Source organism: Azospirillum sp. (assembly GCF_035628975.1).
In the GTDB taxonomy this organism is placed as follows: Bacteria; Pseudomonadota; Alphaproteobacteria; order Azospirillales; family Azospirillaceae; genus Azospirillum.
The window spans coordinates 20024-43368 of sequence record NZ_DASPIS010000105.1 but is presented as its reverse complement, the minus strand read 5'-3'; the positions used below and the strand labels follow the sequence as shown (position 1 = coordinate 43368).

Sequence of the window (23345 nt, the reverse complement as noted above, 5' to 3'; positions counted from 1 at the left end):
AAAGCATCTAAGCGGGAAACCCACCTCTAAACCAGAGCTCCCTTGAGAGCCGTGACAGACCATCACGTCGATAGGAGGCATGTGGACGGGCAGCAATGCCTGAAGCTAAGCCTTACTAATCGCTCGATCGGCTTGATCTCACCGAGCGCCATGCACAGCGGTAAGCCGCTCCATGGACCTCATCGAAGACGCACCCCGTCACTTGAAACTCGATTTTATCGCGAACAGCGAAAAGGCCGCCTCCCTTGTGGGAAGGCGGCCTTTTCGCGTTTGGCAGTGCAAGTGAGGCAGTGCAAGTGAATTTCCGGCTTCTTCTACTCGCCCAGCCCCTTGAAGCCCATGTCGCTGTCGGCGACGGTGACGAACCAATTCTTCGGATCGCCGGTCGGCCCGGCCAACTCCGGTTGGTCCAGCGCCGGGCGCACCATCATGCGGGTCGGCGTGTGCAGGCCGTTCTTCAGGCACAGGAAGCCCATCATCGACAGCGGCCGCGCCGCCTGGGCGTTCAGAGTCCGGCACATCAGCGCGACCATCCCCTGCCGGCGCGCCAACTCAGTCATCAGCGAGAAGGCCGCCACCAGCCAGCCCGGCCGGGCGAGATAGTCGCAGATCACACCGACCGGCTCCCCCTTCCAATGATCGACGCGCAGCACGACATAGGCCAGCACGGTCTCGCCGCGCATGACATAGAAGCGGCGGAAGCGGTCGGCCTGCGGTGTGGTGTCGAAACGCCAGTTCAGGAAGGCCCAGTCGCGCCGGGCGATCACGGGATGCTGCGGCGAGGCGGCCTCCCACAGATCGTCGACCCGGTAGTCGAAGCGGTCGATCTCCACCAGCTTGGCGCCGAGCAGCTTGGCCGACAGCCCGTAGCCCATCGAGGCGGCGGCGAGTGCCGGCTTGCCGATCCGGGCGACCAGCTTGGCGAGTCCGCCGCCATAGGGGCTGACGCGCAGGCAGCGCAACGGATCGATCACCCGCAGATAGGTCGGCACGTTGCCGAGGTCGAGCCAACCCGCACGCTTGTAGGACTTGTAGGCGGCCTCCGTCATCGACAGCGACACCGCGAGATCGCTGGCGCTGGAATGGGTTTCCGACAGGGCGGGACCGACGCCGCGCAGGCGCCATTCCGGGGCAACCATCAGGTCGATCGCCCAGGAGGCCCGGCGGTTGCGGTCGCCGACCTTCAGGGCGAACGGAATGCCGCCCTGCTGGCCGACGACGGCGCCGTTGCGCTTGCACAGCCAGAGCTGCGGCCCCTCGTGCTCCCGTTCCGGCGGCTCTTCGAACAGCCAGTGGAAGTGGTCGGGACACAGCTGGATGGCCTCGGCGCCGAAATGCGCCCGCTGGAACGCGTCGAGGGCGGCACGGTCATCCGGCTCGTACCGTCCGACGCCACGCTGTTTCCAGTCGATGACGCTCATGCTTCATCCCCGACGGACACCGGCTGCACCAGATGGGCATCGCGCAGGATGCGGGCGGAGGTCCGGCGCTTGGCGGTGATATCCTTGTAGACCCGGCGGACCTGCTGCACCGTCAGGTCCAGGGCCGCCGCCGCTTCCTCTTCCGTGGCGCCGCGGCCGTAGGCGCAGAGCGCAAGGTCGAGCTTGTCGTAGGGCAGGGCGTAGTAGAACTCCTCCTGCGACTGCGGCAGGGTGTAGGTGTCGGTGCTGGGCGACTGGCCCTGGATTTCCGCCGGCAGGCCGAGATAGGCCGCCATCTGGTAGACCTGGGACTTGTAGAGGTGGGCGATCGGCTTCAGGTCGGCCAGACCGTCGCCGCCGCGCACGAAGAAGCCCAATTCATATTCCAGCCGGTTCGGCGTGCCGAGCACGGCGTAGTTCAGACGGTCGGCGTGGGTGTATTCGACCGTCTTGCGGATGCGCTGCTTCAGGTTGGTGGCGGCGACGACATCGAGATAGACGTCCACCGGCATGCGGCTGGTCTGGCGCTCCCCCTCCGGCGATTCGACGGTCAGGGTGAAGTAGTTGACGCGGTCGGCGTCCAGCAGGTTGCCGGCGAGACCGATCTTCTGCTTCCAGCCCGGACCGAATTCCGGGAACAGCCGGCGGATGGCGTTGTCGCGCCGCTCGTAGCAGCCGAGCGCCTCCAGCGGACCAGTGATGTTCTCCATCACCGGGGTGACGCCGAGATGCTCGCAGAGCAGGGTGCCGAGGCGGGTGCTCTTCGGCGAGTTTTCCTTCTCCGGCATCAGGATGCACAGCACGCGCTCCGGCCCCAGGGCGCGGACGGCGAGCGTGGCGCAGACCGAGCTGTCGATGCCGCCGGACACGCCGAGCACGATGCCCTGGCGGCGCAGATCTTGGGCGACGATGCGTTGGATGGCGTCTTCGATCTCGCGCGCCGCGGCCGCGCAATCCAGATCGAGGGCCTTGGAGTCGAACGAGGAAAGGGCGTTCAGCATGGTCACGGTTCCCGATGGGGGTTGATGCATCGTCGGTCAAAAAGAGACGCGGCGGTCAGGCCGCGGTGGGCTGGGGCGTGGCGGTCCGAGCGTTGCCGGCCCGATCCTCCAGCACATGAATTTCGGCACGGTCCAGGGCGGCCCGCTGGTCGCGGATGCGCCGGGGAAGTTCGTCGTGGACGTAATGCGCCAGCAATTGCAGGGTCAGGGTGCCGACCAGCGCCATCTCCTCCCGCTCGCCGGCCATGCGGCCGTTCTGGCGGTGAGCCTTGTCGGCCAGGGCGGATACGGCCTCGGCATCCGTCAGGCCGTAGCGGGCGAGCGCGTCCGGCGACAGCAGGTCGCGCACATAGTCCGGGGCGCCGTCGCCGAACAGGGCGGTGGTCATCGGCGCGCGGTAGGGGCGCTTCGGCCGCTGGAAGATCTCGGCCGGCAGGTGACGGGCGGCCAGCCGGCGCAGGGCCAGCTTGTCGCGCAGCCCCAGCATCTTCACCCGGTCCGGCAGGGCGGCGCAGAGGTCGTCCACCGCCGGGTCGAGGAAGGGATAGCGGACCTCTATGCTGTTGGCCATGGCGACGCGGTCGCCCTGGGCCGACAGCAGGTAGGGGGTCATGAAGGAGGATATCTCCGCCCACTGGCTGCGGGCGAGCGGCGACCAGCGCGACCAGCCGTCCGGCAGATGGGCCGCCACATGCGCCTCGAAGGCGGCATCGTCGGCTGCGGCCTGGACGTCGGCGGACAGCAGACGCTGCGACCAGGCGGTGTTCCGCCAACGGGTGCGGTGGGCGTAGAAGGTCTCCTCCGTATCCATCATCCCGCGCTTGAAGAAGGCCTGCCACAGCGGGCTGTCCTTCTGGCCGTTGACGGCGGCGAAGGGATGGATGCGGCCCAGCAGCTTCGGCCGCGCCTTGCTGTCGGGCTGGCGCGCCCAGAAGCGGCGGACCTTGTCTTCCTTGAAGATGTCGTAGCCGGCCAGCCACTCGTCGGCGCCCTCGCCGGACAGCACCACGCGGATGCCGCTCTCGCGCACCAAACGGGACAGCAGGAAGAGCGGGGCGGGGGCGGTGCGGACCAGCGGCGTCTCGCCATGGCGGATGACGTCGGGCAGAGCGGCCTGGATGTCCTGCGGGCTGCAGAGGATGTCGTGATGCTCGGTCCCGACATGGCCGGCGACCAGCCGCTGCTGCGGCGTCTCGTCGAAGCCGGCATCGGTGAAGCGGACGCCGAAGCTGTGCATGTGGGTGGTGTCGAGCTTGCGGGCCAGCGCGGCGATCACCGAGCTGTCGAGCCCGCCGCTGATGTAGACGCCGACCGGCACGTCGGCGCGCAGACGCAGGCGGATGGCGTCGAGCAGCTTCTCCTCCAGCCGGTCGGCCGCCTCGTCCAGCGACAGGTTGGCGAGCGACGGATCGGTGGCGAAGTCGGGCTGCCAGTAGCGGTCGACATGCAGGGCGAGCGTGGAGTCGATGCGGATGGCGGTGGCCGCCGGCACGCTCTCAACGCCTGCGAACACGCTGCCGTGCGGCGCGGTGCTCCAGTGGGTGAAGACCTGGGCGAGGCGGGCCGGGTCGAATGCGGGCGTCACCCGGCCGCCGCCGAACAGGGCCTTGGCCTCCGACGCGAAGACCAGATGGTCGCCGCGGCGGGCATAGAACAGCGGCAGGATGCCCAGCCGGTCGCGGACCAGCCACAACTCGCGCCGCTTGGTGTCCCACAGGCAAATGGCGAACTGGCCGTTCAGCTTGGCCCAGGTGGCGGGGCCGTATTCCTCGAAGGCGTGGACGATCACCTCGGTGTCGGTCCGGGTGTAGAAGCGGTGGCCGCGCGCCTCCAGATCCCGCCGCAGTTCGACGTGGTTGAAGATCTCGCCGTTGAAGCTGATCCAGAGGGTGCGATCCTCGTTGTGGATCGGCTGGAAGCCGCCGGCGAGGCCGACGATGCTGAGCCGCGCATGGGCAAGCCCGATCCGGTCGTCACGATAGAAGCCGTAGCCGTCCGGACCGCGGTGGCCCAGCATGGCGATCATGCACTTCAGCTCGTCCAGACCGGGCGGTTCGGCATGCGATCCTGCGAGAACTCCGGCGACACCACACATGAGCGTGCTCTCTGTCCTGGGGTGGGTGTTGGTGGTGGTCGGTATCGGAGGCGTTTTGCCCCCTCCCTAACCCTCCCCCGCTACGCGGGAGAGGGGACGGATGCTGCTGCCGGACGTGCCCCCTCTCCCGCGAAGCTCTCGCACAAAGCTCCGCTTTGTGCTGACGCGGCAGGCGGACCGTAGGTCCGCTGAGAGCGGGGGAGGGATGGGGAGGGGGCCGTTGCAGTCTCCTCCACCAGTTCCGCGCGCCGGATCTTGCCGGAGTCGGTCTTCGGCAGGCTGTCGCGGAACTCGATGAATTTCGGCACGAGGTGGCTTTCCAGACGGCCGCGGCAGTGCTGGCGGATCGCCGCTTCTGACAGGGACGCACCGTCGCGCGGGACGAGGAAGGCCTTGACCGCCAAGCCGTCGGCATCGTCGGGGACTCCGATCACGCAGGCCTCCAGAACGCCGTCCAGTTCGTACAGTGCGTTCTCGACTTCCCGCGGGCTGACCTTTTCGCCGCGGCACTTGAACACGTCGTCCTTGCGGCTGACGAAGTAGAGATGCCCTTCGGCGTCCTGGGTGAAGAGGTCGCCGGTGAACAGCAGGGTTTCGCCCTGGGGACCGCGGCGCAGGCGGCGGGCGGTCTCCTCCGGCCGGTTCCAGTAGCCGCGCATCACGTTGGCGCCGCGCACCACCAGCTCGCCCACCTGGCCGGGGGGAAGGCGGTTGCCCTCCTCGTCGGCAACGAAGGCCTCGCAGTTGGGGATGGCGCGGCCGACGGAGGCCGGCTTCGCGTCGAGTTCGGCGGGGCTCAGCGTGCTGATGCGGGTGCAGCACTCCGTCATGCCGTACATGGAATGGAAGACGGCTTGCGGGAACCGCTCGCGCAGACGGCGGAGATGGGCGGCCGGCAGCGGAGCGGCGGCGTTGGTCAGATAGCGCAGGCAGTCGAGATCGGCGGTCTTCGCCGCATCCAGCCCCAGCAGGGTGGAGAAGACCGTCGGCACGCCGGGCAGGCCGGTGACCCGATGCTGGACCATGCGCTTCAGCGTTTCCATCGGGAAGGCGAAGGAACGCTCCAGCACCAGGGTGAAGCCGACGCGGACCCCGGTCATAACCTGGGACAGGCCATAGCCGAAGGTCAGCGGCAGGACGCACATGACCACGTCGTCGGGCGTGTTCTCCAGATAGGTCGAGATGGCCCAGCTGGTGTTGACGTAGTTGGCGTGTGTCAGCATCACGCCCTTCGGGCGCCCGGTGGTGCCGGAGGTGTACATGATCGCCGCCAGATCCTGGTCGATCAGACCGGGATCGACCGGCTGGCGGTGCTGGCCCGCCACCGCGTCGGCGTAGCGGAGGCCTGGGAGGAGCCCCGCCGCACCGGTCGGAAGGCCGGCGCCGACCCACAGGACGGCCGGCGGCGTTTCCACCGCCTCCAACGCCGGCAGGACCTGCCGGGCTAGCGCCGCCGGTGCGATCAGGACCCGGACGCCGGCATCGGCCAGCAGGTAGGTCAGCTTGTCGGCCTTGGTGGACGGATTGACGGGGACGAAGACGCCGCCGGCCTTGAGGGTGGCGAACAGGCCGGCGACATACTCGATGGAGTTCTCCAGCATCACCGCGACGCGGTCGCCGCGGGCGATCCCCGCCGACTGGAGCGCGCAGGCGACGGCGTCGCTTTCACGATCCAGCTCGGCGAAGCTGCGGCGCGCATCCCCGGCGATCAGCGCGGTGCGGTCGGGATCGCGCCGGGCCGTGTCGGTGAGGAACTGGTGAACCAGATGGGCCATGGTGAGGATGTCCTTCTTGCCTTTGCCCGTCTTCTTGGCCGCGCCCGTCTTGGCCAAGTCCGCTTTGGCCATGTCCGTCTTGGCCATGTCCGCTTTGGCCGCTTCCGCCGTCGTTCCCGCGGGGTCAGGCGGCGTTGCGGAGTTCCTGCTTGCGGCCGACGAAGGCGGCGATGCGGTCCACGGATTCCAGGTTGTCGGCGATCATGTCGTCGTCATCGACGGCGATGCCGAAGCGCTCTTCCAGGAAGGCGACGACGTGCATGATGCCCGTGCTGTCGATGATCCCCGACTCCAGCAGGGATTCGCTGTTGTCGAAGCCGGAGTCCTTGCCGAGCAGGAAGTTCTCCACGATGAACGCGCGGATTTCCGGCAGGGCGGGAGCGGTCAGGGTCGTGTCGGTCAGGGTGGCGGTCCGCATGTCTCTGAAAACTCCTGCTGGGTTCGGTCGACTTGGGTTGCGTCGCAAAAGGGGTTCTGTGGCAAAGAGGGTTCGGTCGAAACCGGGTCCTGGGGCTTCGTAGGGACTGTCCGGGGGCGGGTTCCGGCTGACCCCCTGCGTGCTGTCCTTTCGTCGTTCCGGCCTTCGATTTCGCATCAGCGTGATATGCAATTTTATTGTGACGATCGCGCTGCTTTGCGAGGGATCAAAGGATAGGAGTGCCTTGAAGTCTGTGGTTAGCCACTCTGTTGTCTGGTTATAGGGCTAGATGACGGTGTCCTGACCTTTGGCGTGCGAAAGTAATTGGCGGTCATACGCCTGCAGACTTGGGCTTCGCCATCGGCCCCGACCATCCGGACATGACCTCTCCGGCCTCGGCGCCGCCGGTGCCGCCCTTGCGCTTGCGCAGCCATGCCGGAATGCCGGTCAGCTGAACGCTGAGCCATTCCACCGTCGCGTCATCGGACACCGGGAAAGCCTTCAGCCGCAGGGGATCGGTGGAAGCGTCGTTCCAGCCGGGATCGATGGTGCGCGCGGTCCGGTAGCCGGCGCGGCGGATCTCCTCGACCTCGCGGTCGCTGAAATCGCCGTTGGGAAAGGCGAAGTGGCGGCAGGGCCGGCCCAGCGCCTCCTCCAGCTCGGTGCGGCACAGCGCGATCTCGTCGGCGCAGCGGCCGTCGTCGCATTGCAGGAGGATGGGGTGGGTGCGGGTGTGGGCGCCGTAATCGGCGACGTCCGTCATCCGCGCGATCTCGTCCCAGGTCATCGCCTGGCGGTCGGAGCCGTCGCGGTCGGGGTCGTTGCCGGCCTCCGCCAGCAGGCGGCGGCGTTCGGGATCGGGCACCCGCTTCAGCCGTTCCACCCCGATGCCGTCGGCGGCGGGGGTCTTCCACCAATAGGGGCGGGCGGTGCCGACGATCTGGCTGCAGAGATAGATTGTCGGACGCAGGTCGAATTCGCGGAACACCGGCGCCAGTTCCGTGTTGTTCCGATGACCGTCGTCGAAGGTGATCACCAGCGGATAAGCGGGCAGCTTGTCCCACCGGCCGGTTTCCATCGCGGTCGCCACCGCGTCCAGCGTGGTGAAGCCATAGTGCTTCGAATACCACCGCATATGCTCGCGCAGCACCTCCGGGGTCGGGTCGTGGTAGACGACGATCGTGACCCCGTGGCGCGCCTTCAGGAACCGCTGCATCGCACCGAACCCCGACCAGCGCACCAGATTGGCGATGGCGTTCTTCATGGTGCATACCCTCCTTCTTGTCGATGCCCCCGGTCCGTGCCGGGAGACCCGATCTCCGGGCCGGGGGCAAGGCTGGACACGTCGCTTCAGCCGGTCGTGCTCTTGGAGTGGCCGGTCGGCCCGGAGGCCGGCACCGGCCCCGCCGGGACGGCGGGTGTCGTGCTCAGGCTGCCGCGGGCGTTGCGGCGGTAGATTTCCAGCAGCCGTTCGCGGAACACCGCGACGTCGAACTGGCGCTCCCACCGGGCGCGGGCGCCGGCGCCGAGGTTGCGGCGCAGGGTGCGGTCGTCGATCACCCGCGACAGCGTGTCGGCCAGTGCGGCGACGTCGCCCGGCGGCACCAGCAGCCCGGTCTCGCCGTCGGCGATGGCGTCGGGAACGCTGCCGACCGGGGTGGCGACGATGGTCAGACCTTCCGCCATCGCCTCCAGCACCGACATCGGCAGGCCTTCGAACATCGAGGGCTGGACCAGCACATGGGCGTTGGCCAGCTCGCGCCGGCAGCCGGTCTGATCAAGCCAGCCGGTGAAGGTGACGCGGTCGGCGATGCCCAGTTCCGTCGCGAGGCTGCGGTAGGTCTCCAGGTCGCCGTCGCCGGCGATGGTGACCTGCCAGTTGCGGTCGCGGCAGGCGGGGGACGCCAGTGCGTTCAGCAGGACGTCGATCCCCTTCAGCTTGATCAGGCGGCCGAGGAACAGCAGGCGCACAGGACCGGAGAAGCCGTCCTCCGCGTCGTCGCGGACGGGGGGCTTCACCGGGCCCGGAACGGCGTTGTGCAGCAGGGTGGTGCGCTGACGCGCCTCCGGCCCGAAGGCCTCGGCCACCCAGTCGCGCCAGAATTCGCCCAGCACGACGATCTCGCTGGTCATCGCCATCATGCGGCGGATCGCCCAGCGCATGATCGGGCTGGAGTCCTTGAAGTGCTTCGGGAAACGCCCGCCATGCAGGTGCAGGACGACCGGCACGCCGAAGGCGCGGGCCATGGCGATCAGGATGCCCTTGCGCAGGACGCTGCCATATTCCGCCATGTGGATGTGGACGAGATCGGCTTTTCCGGCGACGAAGCAGCCGGCGAGGCGGGCGGTGGCCCGTGCGAAGTAGAGGGGCATCAGGTGGAATTTGCCCGGACCGTAGCTGTCGACCACCTCGAACTTCACATCCGGGCAGTTCTGCCGGAGATCGGTCGTGAAGTTGTCGACCACACGGCCCATTCCGCCTTTCTCCTGGGTACCGCCGGGGGAGACGATGTAAATCATGTCCACTCCTGATCCTTTCCCTGCCCGCCTTTCCTCTTTCGCGTCCCGGCATTTTGCCGTGTGACGTCCGTCCTTCGACGGCTGCGGCGGGCTTGTTTTGTTTTCGGCCTCTATCCCTTTTGCCTGTCGATCAGGCGCCGGAGAACTGCAAGCTGTGGTGCGGCCGATCGGCTGCCGCCGGTTGGAATGTCCCGCGGCCGGAGGCCGGGTGACACGCAGGTGCAAGTTTACGCGATGCCGCACCCGCACGCTGTGGAGCGACCGAACGGGTTGGCCTGCCGGTATGGTTACCCAACCTGTGCATGTACAATCTCCATTCCGGTTATATGCTTCCTGATTGTTTCCTACCCCGATCACCGAACCGGAGGCGGGTCGCCGTCACCTCCGTTTGGAGGCCGTGGCGGCCGATCCGGCCAGCTTGTCCAGTTCCCCCGACAGCTCTGTTCCGCTGCGGTCGAGCTCCTGGTAGATGGCCAAAAGGGACTTGGCGTAGGCGTCGATCACGAACTGCTTCAGGAAAAGCCGGCGCCCCTGCTCCGCCAGGCGGCTGTAGAGCGCCGAGTCGCTGCCCACCTCCACGATCGCGCCGGCCAGGGCGGCGGCGTCGTTGACCGGGATGATCCGCGCGGTCTCGCCGTCGGCCAGCACCTCCGGGATCGAGCCGACCGGGGTGGTGATCACCGGCAGCTGTGCCGACAGCGCCTCCAGGATCACCATCGGCAGACCTTCATGGGTCGAGGGCAGCAGAAGCATGTCGTGGGAGCGGATGTGGGCGTGCGCCTCCTCCCGGCCGATCCAGCCGAGGAAGCTGCACTCCTCCGCCACCCCCAGTTCCGCGGCCATGGCGCGGTAGCCGTCCACGTCGCCGCCGCCGCCGATGGTGACGCGGAAAGGCTGGCCGCGCTCCTTCAGCAGGGCGCAGGCGCGCAGCAGGGTGCCGATGCCCTTGCGTTCGGACAGGTTGGCGAGCACCAGCAGGGACAGGACGGCCCCCGGTTCCGGCGGCCTGCGCGGGCCGAGATCGGCACCGACGTCGGGCACGGCGTTGTAGAGCACCCGGATCTTGCGGGGATCGGTGCGGACCGACTGGACCAGATAGTCCCGCCAGTTGTCGCCCAGAACGACGACCCGCCCGCAGCGGTTGAACAGCCAGCGGCTGATCGCGCGGGCGAAGACGCCGCCTTCGAAATATTCGACGAAGGACGCACCGTGCAGATGGACGACGGTGGGGCAGGACAGCAGCCCGGCCACCGCCTGCACCGCCGCCTTGCGCAGGAAGCTGGCGCGCTCCGACACGTTGATGTGCACGACCGAGGCCCGGCGGCGGACCAGGATCCAGGCCATCCGCGCCAGGGTTAAGCCGAGGTAGAAGGGTGACAGCAGAACGCTCCCGGTGCCGCGGGTGTCGAGGATGATCGATTGGGTCGTCCCCGTCTTGTCGAACTGGTCGACCACATAGCCCGTCATGCGGCCGATGCCGCCGCCGCCGTCGAGCGCACCCGGCGTCGCGAAGACGACGACGGTGCGCTTGGCCGTTTCCGGCTGGCGGCTGGGGGCACGGCTGTCGTTGATGCTGTCCATAGGCGTCAGGGTCCTTTTTCCGGCTCAGGCAGCGTCGGACGCGGAGAACAGGGCTTGGCGCAGCCGGCGTCGCAGTCCGACGGGCATCAGCGAGTGCATGGTGAAGGTGGCGAGCGCCATCGGCGTCGGCTGCCCGTCGCGTAAGGCGGAATTCAGGATTCTCCAGCGGGTGCCCGCGGTGCGTGCCGCCTGCTCGCCGCCGGTCGCCTGGAGGAGAAGGCTGGCGTAGGCGCGCGGGGAGAGGTGGTTGCGCATCTCCTCCGCCCATTCCAGCGCGTGGTTGATGTTGTGGCAGGTCGACAGCGTGACCCGGTTGTTCTCCTCGGTGTAATGGACGGCCATCACGTCGGGGATATGGATCAGCGCCACGCCGTCGATCCGGCCGCAGGTGATCAGCCATTCCCAATCGTCGAAGCGGGACTTGGGAACGGGATTGCGCAGCAGCAGCGCCTTGGGCGTCAGCAGGGTCGTGGTGGGAGCGAAGGTCTCGCCCTTGAACAGCCCGCGGCGGACGAACAGGTAGTCGCCGATGGCGTCTGCGGGCGTCGACAGCCGGCGCGGCCAGGCGAAGGTCCCGCGGGCGGTCACCACCTGACAGCGGCAGCTGATGATGGGGAAGCGGACGTCGGCCGGGCGGGCCGCCATCTGCAGCTCCACCTTCTCGGGCATCCAATGGTCGTCGTCGTCGAGGAAGGCGATCCAGTCGCCCCGCGCGCTGCGCACGCCGATGTTGCGGGCTTCCGCCGCGCCGTGGTTCGTCTCGAGTTCCATCACGGTCAGCCGCGGATCGGCCAGCGTCGCCAGATGGGAGGCGGTGGCGGGATCCGGGCCGTCGATCACCACGATGACGTCGAGGTCGCCATAGGTCTGGTCCAGTGCGCTGCGCACCGCCCGCATCACCATGTCCGGACGGTTCCGCGTGGGGATGACGACGGTGACCTGCTCGTTGGGCGCCGCCTCGTCGTTGGCCGCCTGTTCGCCGGGCCCTTGCTTGCCGGCCCCTTGCTTGCCGATTGCCGGACGGTTGAAGCTTGCCGGCTCGTTCTTCTGGCTCATGGGTCTGCCTTCGGTCGAAGGAAAATGGGAAAGGTCGCTGATGACGTGGCCTTGTGCAGGCCGGATGTTCGAAGGCCGGATGCGGCGGCTAGAGCCCCCGGCTCTGGGTGGCGTAGGCCGGACCCATGCCCGAGGGGTTCATCCCGGCCGGGGCATGCCCGTGCAGTCGGGCCCGTTCCGCGGCGCGGTCGTTCAGCAGCCGCTGCCAACGGCTCTGCTGAACCAGACGGACCACGGCGACGGTGGCGATCACCCAGTTCATGGAATGGCGCTCGGCGAACACGCTCTCGGACACCGACACCGCCAGCAGGGCGCAGCCGACGGCAAAGGTCCAGGCGGCCTCGGGCCGGCTGTTGCCGTAGCGGGCGGCGAAGAAGCCCTGGAACAGCAGGCGGCAGAGCAACGCCAGCACCAGCGCCACGCCCACCAGCCCGAGGTCGAGCGTCAGCTCCAGCCAGCCGCTGTGGGCCGACGTGATGCCCCAGTCGCGGGTGAAGCTGGACCCAGGACCGTTGAAGCCGAACCAGTAGGCGGCATAGCCGTAGCCCTGCAGCGGACGCTCGCCGACCGAATGGACGATGTGCTCCCACAGGACGGTGCGTCCGGTCAGGGTGGGGTCGCGGCCCAGAGCGTAGAGCACGTCGTACCAGAAGGTGGCGCCCGCCGTGACCATGATGACGAGCAGGGCCAGCAGCAGCGCCATGGTGGGGGCGAAGTTGCGGATGCTGCCGCGCAGCATGGTGGTGGACAGCAGCGCCACCGACACCAGGATGGAGGTGATCAGGCCGGTGCCCGACCGGCTCATGACGATCAGCAGCATCGCCAGAAGCATCAGCGGCCGGGTGACCCAGCGGCTCTGCTCCTTCTGCCAGTCCAGCCAGACCAGGGCCAGGATCAGCCAGACCATCATGCGGCCGGTCACGTTCTTCTGGAAGAACACGCCCTTCCAGGCGCCGACATGCTGGGCGCTGTCCAGCCCGATCTCCGGCATCGCGAAGATCATGAAGAAGGAGACGAACATCAGCGCCGACAGCCCGACCACGATCAGCCGCATGATCTCCGGGAAGCGGAACCGCAGTCCGAGCCAGATGCCGAACACCGTGGTGAACAGGAAGGCGATAGACCGGCGCAGCGTCACGTCCGGGAAAAGGGACCACAATGCGGTCAGGAAGGCGAAGGCGATCATCGCCGTCAGTGCCGGGCTGGCGAAGGGAATCTGGAAGGCGATCGCCGGCCTCAGCGCGATCGCCGCAAGCAGCAGGACATAGATGCCGCCGTAAAAAACCGTGACCCCGGCCGCTTCCAGGTCGCCGGCCAGCGGGTCGCCGCCGGTCAGCATCAGCGGAAGCACCGAGCCCCCGAAGGCCATGATGCCGATGACGGCGATGCTTTTTTCCAGAAAATCGAGGATTTTCATCGGCTTTCCCTTAGGCTGCCGTACCGGGTTCGGCTTTGCAGCACTGAAGATGCGATTGCCACCCCCCATCTCGTAGCCGGGCGGTGGCATTAGACCGAAGGAGGCCGCGCCCGAAAGGGGTAGCCGGAATCGCGTTTCCCGCTCCCGTTACCGCCCGAAAAAGGGAATGGACCCTAAGCATTTTCAGGAACGGCGCAGCGTGGACGAAAAAAAGACCCCCGCGCGGGTGGCGCGGGGGTCCGGCTGGCATTCGGTCCGGGATGGCGGCGGCTTTACGAACCGTCGCCCTTCAGCACCATCACCGCGGTCTTGCAGAGGATGAAGAAGTCGAACAGCAGGCCGCAGTTGCGGACATAGAAGACATCCATCGACACGCGTTCCTGGAAGGTGGTGCGGTGGCGGCCGGACACCTGCCAGTAGCCGGTCAGGCCGGGACGGACGGTGCCGATCACCGCGGCGGAGTCACCCACCTCCGGCAGTTCCTTCGGCATGTACGCACGCGGGCCGATCAGGCTCATGTCGCCCATCAGGATGTTCCACAGCTGCGGCAGCTCGTCGAGCGAGGTCTTGCGCAGGAAGCGGCCGAGCGGGGTGATGCGCGGATCGACCGTCAGCTTGTGGTAGGTCATGTACTCTTCGCGGGCGACCGGGTCGTTCTCCAGCAGCTGCTGCAGTTGCTCCTCGGCATCGACATGCATGGAGCGGAACTTCAGCAGGTCGAAGGTCTGCTTGCCGCCGGCCCAGCGCTTCTGGCGGAACATCACCGGGCCGGGGCTGTCCAGCTTGATGGCGACGGCGAGGCCCAGCATCAGCGGCGCCACCACGACCAGCAGGATCGCCGACAGCACGATGTCCATGGCGCGGCGGATGCGCAGGTAACCGGTCGGCGGACGGACGCTGACGCGCAGGGCCAGCGAGCCGTGCAGGTTGTGATAGGTCGCGTCGACGGCGCTGACATTGCCCTCGCCCAGCACGCAGTAGACCTGACGAAAGGGCAGGGTGCGGACCAGGCCGGTCAGATCGCTGCCGTGGCGTCCCATGTCGGCGACGATGGCTGCGGTGGCCTGGCGGGCGACGGCGGGCGACTTGGCCAGCAATTCGACCGGACCCATCACCGGCAGGCCGGCGACGCGGGTTTGCCACAGGCTGTCGTCGTCGTCGACGAAACCGACCGGACGCATGCCGAGCCAGGGCAGGCGCTGCAGCTTCTCGGCGATGGCGGCGCCCTGCGGGCCGGCGCCGACGATCATCACCGGCGTGCGCCAGTCCAGCGCGCTGGACAGCAGCCCCTGGATCAGCAGCAGGTCCGCCACATAGGTGACGGCGAAGCCGAGCAGCGCGATCGACAGCGCCTCCACGAAGAAGGAGCGGAAGCCTTCCATCACGATGAAGGGCACGGCCAGGACGGCGCAGCACAGGAAGGCCGCCTGGAAGGTCCGCCTCGTCCGTTCCATGTAGTCGAAACGACCGAGGGTGTAGATGCCGAACACCGACTTCACCAGCGGCACCAGCATCAGGCCGGTGACCAGCGACCGCTGCCAGGCGGCGGCCTCCACCGGATCGATCAGCGGGTCGGTGCCGAGGAAATGGTTGAGCGTCCAACCCACCAGGGCGAGAACGAGGCCATCGGAGAGTGCCAGCAACAGCCCGGGGGCGATCGTCGGGAACGTCGCCTTCTTTGCCGAGGTCAGATCAATGACCGCTTCTGGGTCCAGTTTGCTCATCGCAGGTCCCGTGGTTGAAGGGAATGCCAGCCACCGCACGGCCATTCGTGCGGGTGGTCGCTCGTCATCAGCGTCTCTTGGGAAACGGCCCGTCTTTACTTTGCTGCGCCGCGAAGTCTGCAGAGGCGCATTTGTGTAAAGATCGCTCTTTCATGATTTTTGTCAGCCGATCCGCGGTTCGTTGAGGACGAATTAGGATGAGGAGGCGCAGGCAGCAACAGTGCATACGGACGTTGATTTCGCGTCCGCGATACCACCGGAGTTTCAAAGGGTGCGCACACCCGAATATTAATGGGGATACTTTTGGATGCTTTACCCGGCAGGGATAGCGTTTCGGGGTAAGGGCAAGGTGGTGCCGCACCCCTGTCGACACCTGAATGCACCGCGAATTGTGGGTAGAAGCGGGCGGCGGCCTCCCTCGACCGGTCGGATTGCCGGGGCGCGGAAGGGGGCGATCTCCAAACTTGCGGGGAGGGGTGTCCCCCCGGTTTTCCCGATGGAGGATGGTCAACGATTCCGAGCGAAGGCGTGGCGCGAACGCACCCTTGCCTGTTGCAGGGCGTAGGAGGCAGCGTGCCAGTCCGCCGGAAAGCCTAATCCGGAGGTCCGGTTTCTCTGGCGGGTCCGCTGACCGAAGCCGTGGTGACTAGCACCGAAGAGTGCCGCCGTCGCTTCAAGGCCGAATTGACGCTTTCCGGACCGCCGCCGAGATTTGGCGCGGTCCTTTCCCGCGCTCCATTCCCGTTGTGCGCCTGTGTGATGCACCGGACGCCGCCTACCCATCCCGAGCGGGACCGGGGCGAGCGGGGCCGGGGAGGGACGGTGGGTAACAGGGGGCGAAGGAAACCGGATGGCTCTCGAAGCTGGCACCATCATCAAGCATGGCTGGATGTTCATGGTGGCGAATGTGGTCAACCGCGCCGCGGGACTGCTTCTGCTGCCGCTCTATGCCAAGGTCCTGTCACCGGCGGAGTTCGGCGTCTACGCCCTGATCAGCGTCGTGGGCGACATCGTCGCCGTCATGCTGATGATCGGAATGATCAACGCCTTCACCGTCGTCTATTTCGAACATTCGGACGATCGCGGCCGGTCCCGCGTGGTCAGCACGACGATGATCGGCCTGTGGGCCGCCTCGCTGGCCCTGCTGGCGGTGGCGCTGCCGGCCGGCTGGGGCGCCAGCGAGCTGCTGTTCGGCAGCCGGGACCAGGGACCGATCATCGCCTTCGCCTTTGCCGGCATCGCCTTCAGCGCGGTGTTCGAACTGGCGCTCGCCTATTACCGGGTCCACAAGCGGTCGGGCACCTGCCTGCTGATCTCCGTCGGCAAGGCGGTCGGGCTGATCGGCCTCAACCTCAGCTTCCTGTTGTGGATGGACCTGGGCGTTACCGGCATCTTCCTGGCCAACGCCATCACCTTCGTCGGGCTGGGCGTCGGGCTGACCGTGGCGATCCTGGCGGCGAACGGCCTCGGCTTCTCCTTCGGGCTTCTGAAGCGGGTGACGGTGCTGGGCCTGCCCTTCATGCCGCAGACCATGCTGGACATGGGCAACCAGTTCGCCATGCGTTATCTGGTCAACCTGCTGATGGGCGTGGCGGCGGTCGGCGTGCTGTCCTTCGGGCTGCGGCTCTCCACCATGCTCTACATGTTCCTGACCGCGTCCTTCCTGCAGATCTGGTCGGTCAGCCGGATCGAGGCGCAGGACAACACCGCCGGCCGGGAACAGTCGGAATTCGTCTTCTATCTGTTCGTCGTGCTGCTGTCGGCCGCGGCACTGGGCATGGCGCTGACCGCGCCGGAGGTGCTGTGGCTGATCGCGTCCAGCGAGTACGACACGGTGCTGCCCTGCATGCCGCTGCTGGTGCTGGCCTATGTGGTGCACGGCGTGCGCATGCATGCCGAGGTCGGGCTGGTGAAGACCAAGAAGGTCGGCGTGCTGCCGGCGATCTCGCTGGGCGGGCTGGCGGTCGGCGTGCTGATCATGGCCGTCACCCTGGGGCCGCTCGGCCTGATGGGCGGGGCCATCGGCGTGCTGGGTCGCGAGCTGGTGATGCTGGGCGCCACCGAGGCGCTGTGCCGCCGCCTCAGCCCGAAGGAGCCGCCGCTGAGCGTGCTCCGCATCCTGGGCATCCTGGCGCCCGGCGCCGTCGCCTATCTGGCCGGACTGGCCCTGTTCGAGTTCGAGGTGAACCCGACCTACACCGCCGCCAAGGTCGGGCTGACCATGCTGTTCGCCATCGTCGCCCTGTTCGGGCCGAGCTTCGGCAAGACCGACCGTGCGATGCTGTTCCGTATGGCCGGCCGATTTCTTCGCCGTCCGCAGACGGCGTGACGACACCTGAACCCCCGGGAGGATCACACCGCGATGCAGGACGCTCCCCGTTACACCTATCGGCAGACCGTCGCGGCGGACGCCGTCCGCTACGGCGGCGGCTCCGGCCTCGGGGCGGTGCTGAAACTGCTGGCCAGCAACCGCATGTTCCGGGTGACCTTCACCCTGCGCAGCTGCCAGGCGGCGAACCGGATGGCCGGGCCGCTGCGCAAGCCGTTGCTGGCCGCCTGCCGGCTGCTGCACCGCTGGACCCAGCATTCCGCCGCCATGGACCTGCCGTGGGAGACCGAGGTCGGTCCCGGCCTGCGCATCCTGCACGGCTGGGGGCTGGTGGTGAACGCCAACGCCCGCATCGGCGCCAACGTCACCCTGTTCCATGGGGTCACGCTCGGCCAGAAGGACGATCTGCTTCCCAGCGGGCGGGTGACCCATTATCCGGAACTGGGCGACGGCGTCTGGGTCGGGCCGCATGCGGTGGTGATCGGCGTGTCCATCGGCGACGAATGCATCGTCGCGGCGTCCTCCGTCGTCACCAAGCCGATGCCGCGGCGCACCGTCGTCGCCGGCAATCCGGGCAAGGCGGTGGCGGAGGTCACCATCCCCGACATCCCGCATCCGGCGCCGGTCGGTCCGGCAGCCACGGTGGCGGCAACCGCCGCCGCCTCGCCGGTTCCGGGCTGAAGCTGAAGCACGCCTCACACGGAAAAAGGGCCGGCAGCTATGCTGCCGGCCCTTTCCCATAACCGTGGTTCGCCCCGAAGGACCGACCGTCAGGCGGCGTGCGCCATCGGGTCGTGCCACTCCGCACCGTGGTAAGCGGTGTCGTAGGCGGCGTGCGACAGGTCGGTGACCGAGCTGTCGATGCTGGCGACCGACGCCGTCGGCAGGTCGGCGGCGGTGCTGCTCGCGGTGGTCAGCGAGTGGGCCAGCAGGTCGGCCGAGCTCAGCGACGCGGCGGCGGCCTTGGCGGCGGCCGAGGTGATCGTGCCGGTGCCGGTGGCGTCGGCGATGGTCGCGGCGGTCGAGTTGGAGATCTTCAGGCTGAAGGTCTCGTTGCCTTCCGTCACGCTGTCGCTCAGCACCTTGACCGAGACGGTCTTGGTGGTTTCGCCGGCGGCGAAGGTCAGCTTGCCGCTGGTGGCGGCGTAGTCCGAACCGGCCTTGGCCGTCCCGTCCACCGTGGCGTAATCCACCGTGACCGGGGTGCCGGAGGCTGCCGACAGCTTCACCGTGAAGGTGGCGTTGGCGGTGTTCGGGGTGCTGGAGCCGCCGGCGGTATCGAAGATGGCACCTTCCATGGCGGGCTTGATCAGGTTGATCTTGGACTGGTTGATGGTCTTGTAGTCGTCCATCAGGATGCCGCCCACGTCACCCGATTCCGGCGTCCAGGCCCAGAAGGTCCAGCTCATGCCCTTGTCGCCGGCGGCGATGTCGCTCTTGCCGTCCAGGTTCCAGTCGCCGTTCAGGTACTTGCCCATGGTCCGGGCCCAGGTCTGCTCGGCCGAGCTGTTGAACAGGCCACCCCATTCGCCGAGCAGGATCGGCGCGGTGTCGTTCTTGTACAGGTAGCCCCACATCTTGTCGTACTGGGCCGGCAGGTTGTTCGGATAGGCCGGGTCGTTCAGCCAGCTGAAGTTGCCGACGCTGTGGCCGTAGGCATGCGGGGAATAGACCAGCTTGTTGGGGGTGTCGAAATGGATCGGGCGGGACTGCGCACCGGCCAGCGTGCTGCTCCACTCCGTGCCTTCGACGAACAGCAGCCAGTCCTTGTTCACGGTCTGGATGGCGTTGCCGATGCGCTCGGCGGCCGAGGCCCAGTCGGTGGCGGCGCTGCCGCCCCAGGTGGCCGTGACGCTCGGCTCGTTGTGCAGGTCGGCGCCGATGACGGTCTCGTTGCCGGCATAGTGCTTGGCCAGCATCTTCCAGTTGGCGATCACCGTCGATTCCGGGTGGCGGCTGGTGTACCACAGCCCGTGCTCGTTGGTGCCGGCGCCGCCGTCGTTGCGGTGGTGGTCGAGGATCACCTTCATGCCGAGCTTGCCGGCATGGTCGATGACCTTGTCATAGACCTGCAGACGGGTCAGGCCGACCAGATCCGGGTTCTTCGAATAATCGATGCCGTTGGTCACCGCCGAGCTGTCGAACATCTCGTCCGACATGGTCAGGCGGATGGTGTTGAAGCCGACCGACTTCATCTTTTCCAGGTGGCCCTGGTAGCTGTCGGCCCACAGGCCGGCGGGCACGTAGTTGTAGCCCTCGCCGCCGAACCAGTTGATGCCGGTGAGGCGGACGGTGTTGCCGGCCTCGTCGACGATCTGGTTGCCCTTGGTGCTCAGGAAGCCCTGGATGCCGCCGGAGGTGGTGCTGCCGGTCGGCTCTGTCACCGACACGTCGTTGACCGACAGGGTCAGCTTGGTCGCCGGTTCGGTCGGGTTGGTCGGGGTGGAGGTGCTGCCGGCGAACCAGGACTTGTCGGCCTTCACTTCCATGGTGCTGTTCCACCACAGGGACTTCTGACCGGCGATGATGTCCTTGCCGTCCAGTGCGCCCTTGTCGATCGACACGACGCTGTCGGTCGGGGCGACGGCGTGGCCGCCGATGGTGATCTTGTTGACGTGCAGGTTGCGGTCGATGCCGCCGACGACGCCGTCGTTGTCGTACTGGATCTGGACCTTGTGGGCCACGTCGGCGCTGACGTTGGCCTTGAAGGTGAAGTCCTTCGCGGCGGTGCCGGCGGTGGCTTCGCCGATCACCTTACCGTCGACCAGGACCTTGAAGTGGGCGTTCACGCCGCCGGCCGCATTGCCGTAGGCGTTCACGACGATCGGCGTGCCGCCGGTGGTCGGGGTGGTCGGCGTGGTGGGGGTGGTCGGGGTCCCGGCGGCGCCGGCGAACACGTCCTTGGACATGTTGAAGTCGAGCGAGCCGCTCCAGGACAGAACTTCGCGGCCGGACAGGGTGCCCTGGCCATCAGCGGCGTAGGAGACCGTCGAGCTGTTGGAAGCGATGGTCTTGCCGTTGACTTCGATCGACTTGACGATCAGATCGCGGTACATGCCGGCCTTGTCGGTCGACAGCCAGTCGTTGTCATACACGACCTGAACCTTGTGCGCGGCGTCCGGCGCCACCTTGGTGGTGAAGCTGTACTTGCCTGCGCTGGTGGAATTGACCGTCGCCTGGCCGACGGAGACGCCGTCGACGAGGAACTTGAAGTGCGGCCAGACTCCTCCGGCAGCCACACCCGAGGCATTGACGACGAAGGTCATATCGACGGGGTTCGTTGCCATTGGAAGTATCCTCTTTTCCGTGTTTTCGCTGGAGCCCAGACTGGCCGGAAAAGGTTAACGAGGTATTTCAAATTTTAGGGAAATGCGGCTCTAATGCCACTGTCTCCTGTGAAAAGAAAGGGACACGAAAAACCCCTTTGTCGATGCATTGCTGCAACAAAGGGGTAGATCGTGTCCCTGGCGCTTTGCTTTTCAGTGCTTTAGCGGCGAGCGAAAAGGTGTCACTTGGGCTTGTGCGCCACCACGAACACCTCTGGCCGGAACATAAAGAGCTGCCCAACCCTTCCGAGCTTGCGATTAAGGGTTAATGGAAGCCGTCCCAAAAATGCCTCAACCAAGCGCACGTAGCCGAAATAGGCGCGGCTTGCGAAATGCAGGTTCAGCCGGCGGCGCACCGCCATCGGCACCACGTAGACCGCCTCGACGCGGTCGAAGCCGGCCTGGCGCAGCATCGCCGCCGTCTCGGCCCAGCGGTATTCGCGCAGATGCATGCAGACCGGCTCGTCCAGGCCGAACACCTCCGACAGGTCGGCCGGGCCGGCGAACTTGTGCGGCATGCTCAGGACATATTTCCCGCCCGGCTTCAGGATGGTTTGGACGTTCGTCATGTGGGTGACGACGTCGTCGGGATGCATGTGCTCGACCACATGGGTGGAGATCACGCTGTCATAGCGGTCGGCCGGCTCGAACCGGGCCAGATGCACGCCGTCGCTGTTCTTCCAGGTGATGTTGGAGTCCTGCTCGATCCAGCTGGCGCCGCGTTCGCGCGTCACCTCGGTCGCAACGCAGCGATAGCCGTGGCGGGCGAGATAGCGCAGCAGCCGCGCCTTGCCCGAACCCACCTCGTACACGTCCTGTGGCCCGCCCAGCAGGGTCAGGAAGTGGCGGAAGTCCAACTCGTCGTTGCGGGTGTGGGCGTCGTCCTCCGCCTCGTTCAGCCAGGGGCAGCTGCTGTAGAGCGTGGTGTAGGCCTGCTCGAAGGCGTCCCAGCGCTCTTCGGGCTTGGTCGCCAGCAATTCGCGGGCAAGGCGCCGTTCCAGGTCCCAGTGCCGGTGAACCATCTCCGCCGTCAGCGGATAGGTCGGCGAGAGGTGGAACTTCCGCCGGTAGCGTTCGACGAGGGCGTCTCCGCCCGCTTGGTCGGCGGGCAGGCGATCCATCGGCAATGTGTCGGCTGTGTTCTGCACGATCGACCTCTCCTTCAGGGGGGTGCCGGACGCTTTGAGGGACTCTAAACGGGAGCGTAAGCGGACGCTCGCACGCGAAGGGGCGGGAGCGCGGGCCTATCGGAGGGGGTGGAAGCCGAGAAGGGCGTACCCCCGCTGCGCACCGCACCGCTTCAGGTCGCAGGCGGCTCAGCCCGACCGCGCCCTGCCGGTCCGCGCCTTGTCCTGCAACGTGTCCACCACCGCCGCATAGAGCGGCAACGGCCGGGAATCCGCATCATAGGGGGAGGGGTGGGGCTTCAGCTCCGCATGCTCCCTGGCAATGAAATTCAGGTCGGAGCGCAGGTGCCACCAGCACAACTCATCCAGCCGGGCATTGTCCAGCACATCGGCCAAATAATTGCGGGCCAGCAGGGCCATCGCCCGGTCCTTCTCCGCCCGCGACCAGGAACGGGGCAGGCGCGTCTCGTCGACGTCCGTCTCCGTCATGTGAACGGACAGGCCCAGCTTGTCGACCGCGCGCAGGAACTTGCGCATGCCGGCGCTGTCATAGGGCTTGCCGCCGATCAGGTGGCTCTGCAGCCCGAGGCCGTGGATCGGCACGCCGCGCTTCACCGCTCCGGTCAGCCAGTCCAGCAGATAGGCGCGCTTGCGCTGCTGCCAGCCCTCGTCGATCTCGATGCCGAACTCGTTCAGAACCAGCTTCGCCTTGGGGAAGGCCTTGTGCACGTGATGGAAGAAGGGGTCGAGCCATTCCGGCCCCTTCTCCGCGCCGCCGGCCGCCACCCACCACATGCCGCGGCGGAAGCCGTAGCGGTCCTGCTGGCGCGGGTGGCTTTCCACCGTTTCCCAGAAGAAGACCTCGTTGGCGACGTCGATGCGGTAGAAGATGTCGCCGTAGCGCTGGCGCACCGCCTCCACCACGCCGGTGAAGCGCGGCCAGACGTTTTCTTCGCTGAGCGTGCCCTCGGGCGAGAAATAGGCGCTTTCCGAGATGCCCAGCTCCGCCTGCCGGGATGCCGGAAGCTTCATGTAGGGCGGCATGCCCATATGCTGCCAGATGATCGTATGCCAGTTCGGCGCCGCGCCGATGGAGCGTGCCAGTTCCACCGCCGCATCGAAGCGGCGCCAGTCGTAATTGCCCTCAGTATGCTGGAAGAGACCCCATTTGCCGCCGTTTTCCGGGGTGACGACGTCGCATTCCCGCGCCATCAGCCGGTCCAGCATCGGGTCTTCCGGATCGATGTAGTGGTCGCGCGCCGCCCCGTGGCGGATGCCGAGCGCCCGGCAGGCGTCGCGCAGCGTCACCGCCGGCTCCGCAGCCCCGGCGGCATGGGATGAAGCGGCCTCGGCCGGCGTCGGGCCGGAGGCGCCGCGGCAACTGGCCAGCACGGCGCCGGCGGCGGCGGTCCACAGCAGCTCGCGCCGGGAGGGGCGCCATTTGGGAAGGCTGGGCTTCGGAAACGTGATCATAGGGAGGGCTTCTCTTCTGGTCGCGGTTTCCCGTCATGAAGAGGCCCCTTCCTCCGGGCGCCGCAGCGTCCGGAGGAAAAGG

At 67.2% G+C, this 23345-nt stretch carries 16 protein-coding genes and 1 rRNA gene; 3 read left to right on the top strand and 14 right to left on the bottom strand.

The genetic code is table 11. The features are described from left to right. Positions 1–140, top strand: a 23S ribosomal RNA gene (locus tag VD964_RS24055); the annotation flags it as partial. A 174-nt stretch (positions 141–314) separates the two neighbouring features. On the opposite strand, the gene VD964_RS24050 is transcribed toward VD964_RS24055, so the two are convergent. The 11 genes from VD964_RS24050 to VD964_RS24000 form a co-directional block, all read right to left on the bottom strand. Next, positions 315–1421 carry a GNAT family N-acetyltransferase gene (locus VD964_RS24050; protein WP_324871022.1) on the bottom strand — a complete coding sequence of 369 codons (1107 nt, stop codon included), beginning with the start codon at positions 1419–1421 and terminating at the stop codon, positions 315–317. Further along, positions 1418–2422, bottom strand: coding sequence for an NAD(+) synthase (gene nadE / locus VD964_RS24045; RefSeq protein ID WP_324871021.1), 1005 nt, complete (start codon positions 2420–2422; stop codon positions 1418–1420). Before nadE ends, VD964_RS24050 begins: the two co-directional genes overlap by 4 nt. 55 nt (positions 2423–2477) lie before the next feature. Then, entirely contained in the window at positions 2478–4517 is a 2040-nt protein-coding gene (gene asnB, locus VD964_RS24040; protein WP_324871020.1) for an asparagine synthase (glutamine-hydrolyzing), read from the bottom strand. 80 nt (positions 4518–4597) lie between these two features. After that, on the bottom strand, positions 4598–6379 hold the full coding sequence (locus VD964_RS24035) for a class I adenylate-forming enzyme family protein (RefSeq protein ID WP_324871019.1): 1782 nt from the start codon (positions 6377–6379) through the stop codon (positions 4598–4600). Positions 6380–6416: 37 nt separating this feature from the next. Then, positions 6417–6710 carry an acyl carrier protein gene (locus VD964_RS24030; protein WP_014188245.1) on the bottom strand — a complete coding sequence of 98 codons (294 nt, stop codon included), beginning with the start codon at positions 6708–6710 and terminating at the stop codon, positions 6417–6419. Between the two features lie 331 nt (positions 6711–7041). Next, positions 7042–7974 carry a polysaccharide deacetylase family protein gene (locus tag VD964_RS24025; protein WP_324871018.1) on the bottom strand — a complete coding sequence of 311 codons (933 nt, stop codon included), beginning with the start codon at positions 7972–7974 and terminating at the stop codon, positions 7042–7044. 86 nt (positions 7975–8060) lie between these two features. Further along, on the bottom strand, positions 8061–9230 hold the full coding sequence (locus VD964_RS24020; RefSeq protein WP_324871017.1) for a glycosyltransferase family 4 protein: 1170 nt from the start codon (positions 9228–9230) through the stop codon (positions 8061–8063). Positions 9231–9608: 378 nt separating this feature from the next. Further along, entirely contained in the window at positions 9609–10811 is a 1203-nt protein-coding gene (locus tag VD964_RS24015; protein ID WP_324871016.1) for a glycosyltransferase family 4 protein, read from the bottom strand. Between the two features lie 24 nt (positions 10812–10835). Next, a complete protein-coding gene (locus tag VD964_RS24010; RefSeq protein ID WP_324871015.1) occupies positions 10836–11867 on the bottom strand; it encodes a glycosyltransferase family 2 protein in 1032 nt (343 codons plus the stop codon). 88 nt (positions 11868–11955) lie between these two features. Continuing rightward, positions 11956–13284 (bottom strand): O-antigen ligase family protein, encoded by a 1329-nt coding sequence (locus VD964_RS24005; RefSeq protein WP_324871014.1) that lies wholly within the window; start codon positions 13282–13284, stop codon positions 11956–11958. 272 nt (positions 13285–13556) lie between these two features. Continuing rightward, positions 13557–15008, bottom strand: coding sequence for an exopolysaccharide biosynthesis polyprenyl glycosylphosphotransferase (locus VD964_RS24000; RefSeq protein WP_324871013.1), 1452 nt, complete (start codon positions 15006–15008; stop codon positions 13557–13559). Positions 15009–15858: 850 nt separating this feature from the next. Here VD964_RS24000 and VD964_RS23995 point away from each other — a divergent pair. Both VD964_RS23995 and VD964_RS23990 read left to right on the top strand, forming a co-directional pair. Then, positions 15859–17337, top strand: coding sequence for a lipopolysaccharide biosynthesis protein (locus VD964_RS23995; RefSeq protein WP_324871012.1), 1479 nt, complete (start codon positions 15859–15861; stop codon positions 17335–17337). 33 nt (positions 17338–17370) lie between these two features. Next, entirely contained in the window at positions 17371–18018 is a 648-nt protein-coding gene (locus VD964_RS23990; RefSeq protein WP_324871011.1) for a serine acetyltransferase, read from the top strand. An 89-nt stretch (positions 18019–18107) separates the two neighbouring features. Here VD964_RS23990 and VD964_RS23985 read toward each other — a convergent pair whose 3' ends face one another. The 3 genes from VD964_RS23985 to VD964_RS23975 all read right to left on the bottom strand — a co-directional run bounded on the left by VD964_RS23985 (position 18108) and on the right by VD964_RS23975 (position 23263). Beyond that, positions 18108–20624, bottom strand: a complete 2517-nt coding sequence (locus VD964_RS23985; protein WP_324871010.1) for a cellulase family glycosylhydrolase — start codon at positions 20622–20624, stop codon at positions 18108–18110. Between the two features lie 221 nt (positions 20625–20845). Next, a complete protein-coding gene (locus VD964_RS23980) occupies positions 20846–21811 on the bottom strand; it encodes a class I SAM-dependent methyltransferase (protein WP_324871009.1) in 966 nt (321 codons plus the stop codon). Between the two features lie 168 nt (positions 21812–21979). Further along, entirely contained in the window at positions 21980–23263 is a 1284-nt protein-coding gene (locus tag VD964_RS23975) for an endo-1,4-beta-xylanase (protein ID WP_324871008.1), read from the bottom strand. Positions 23264–23345 lie beyond the last annotated feature (82 nt).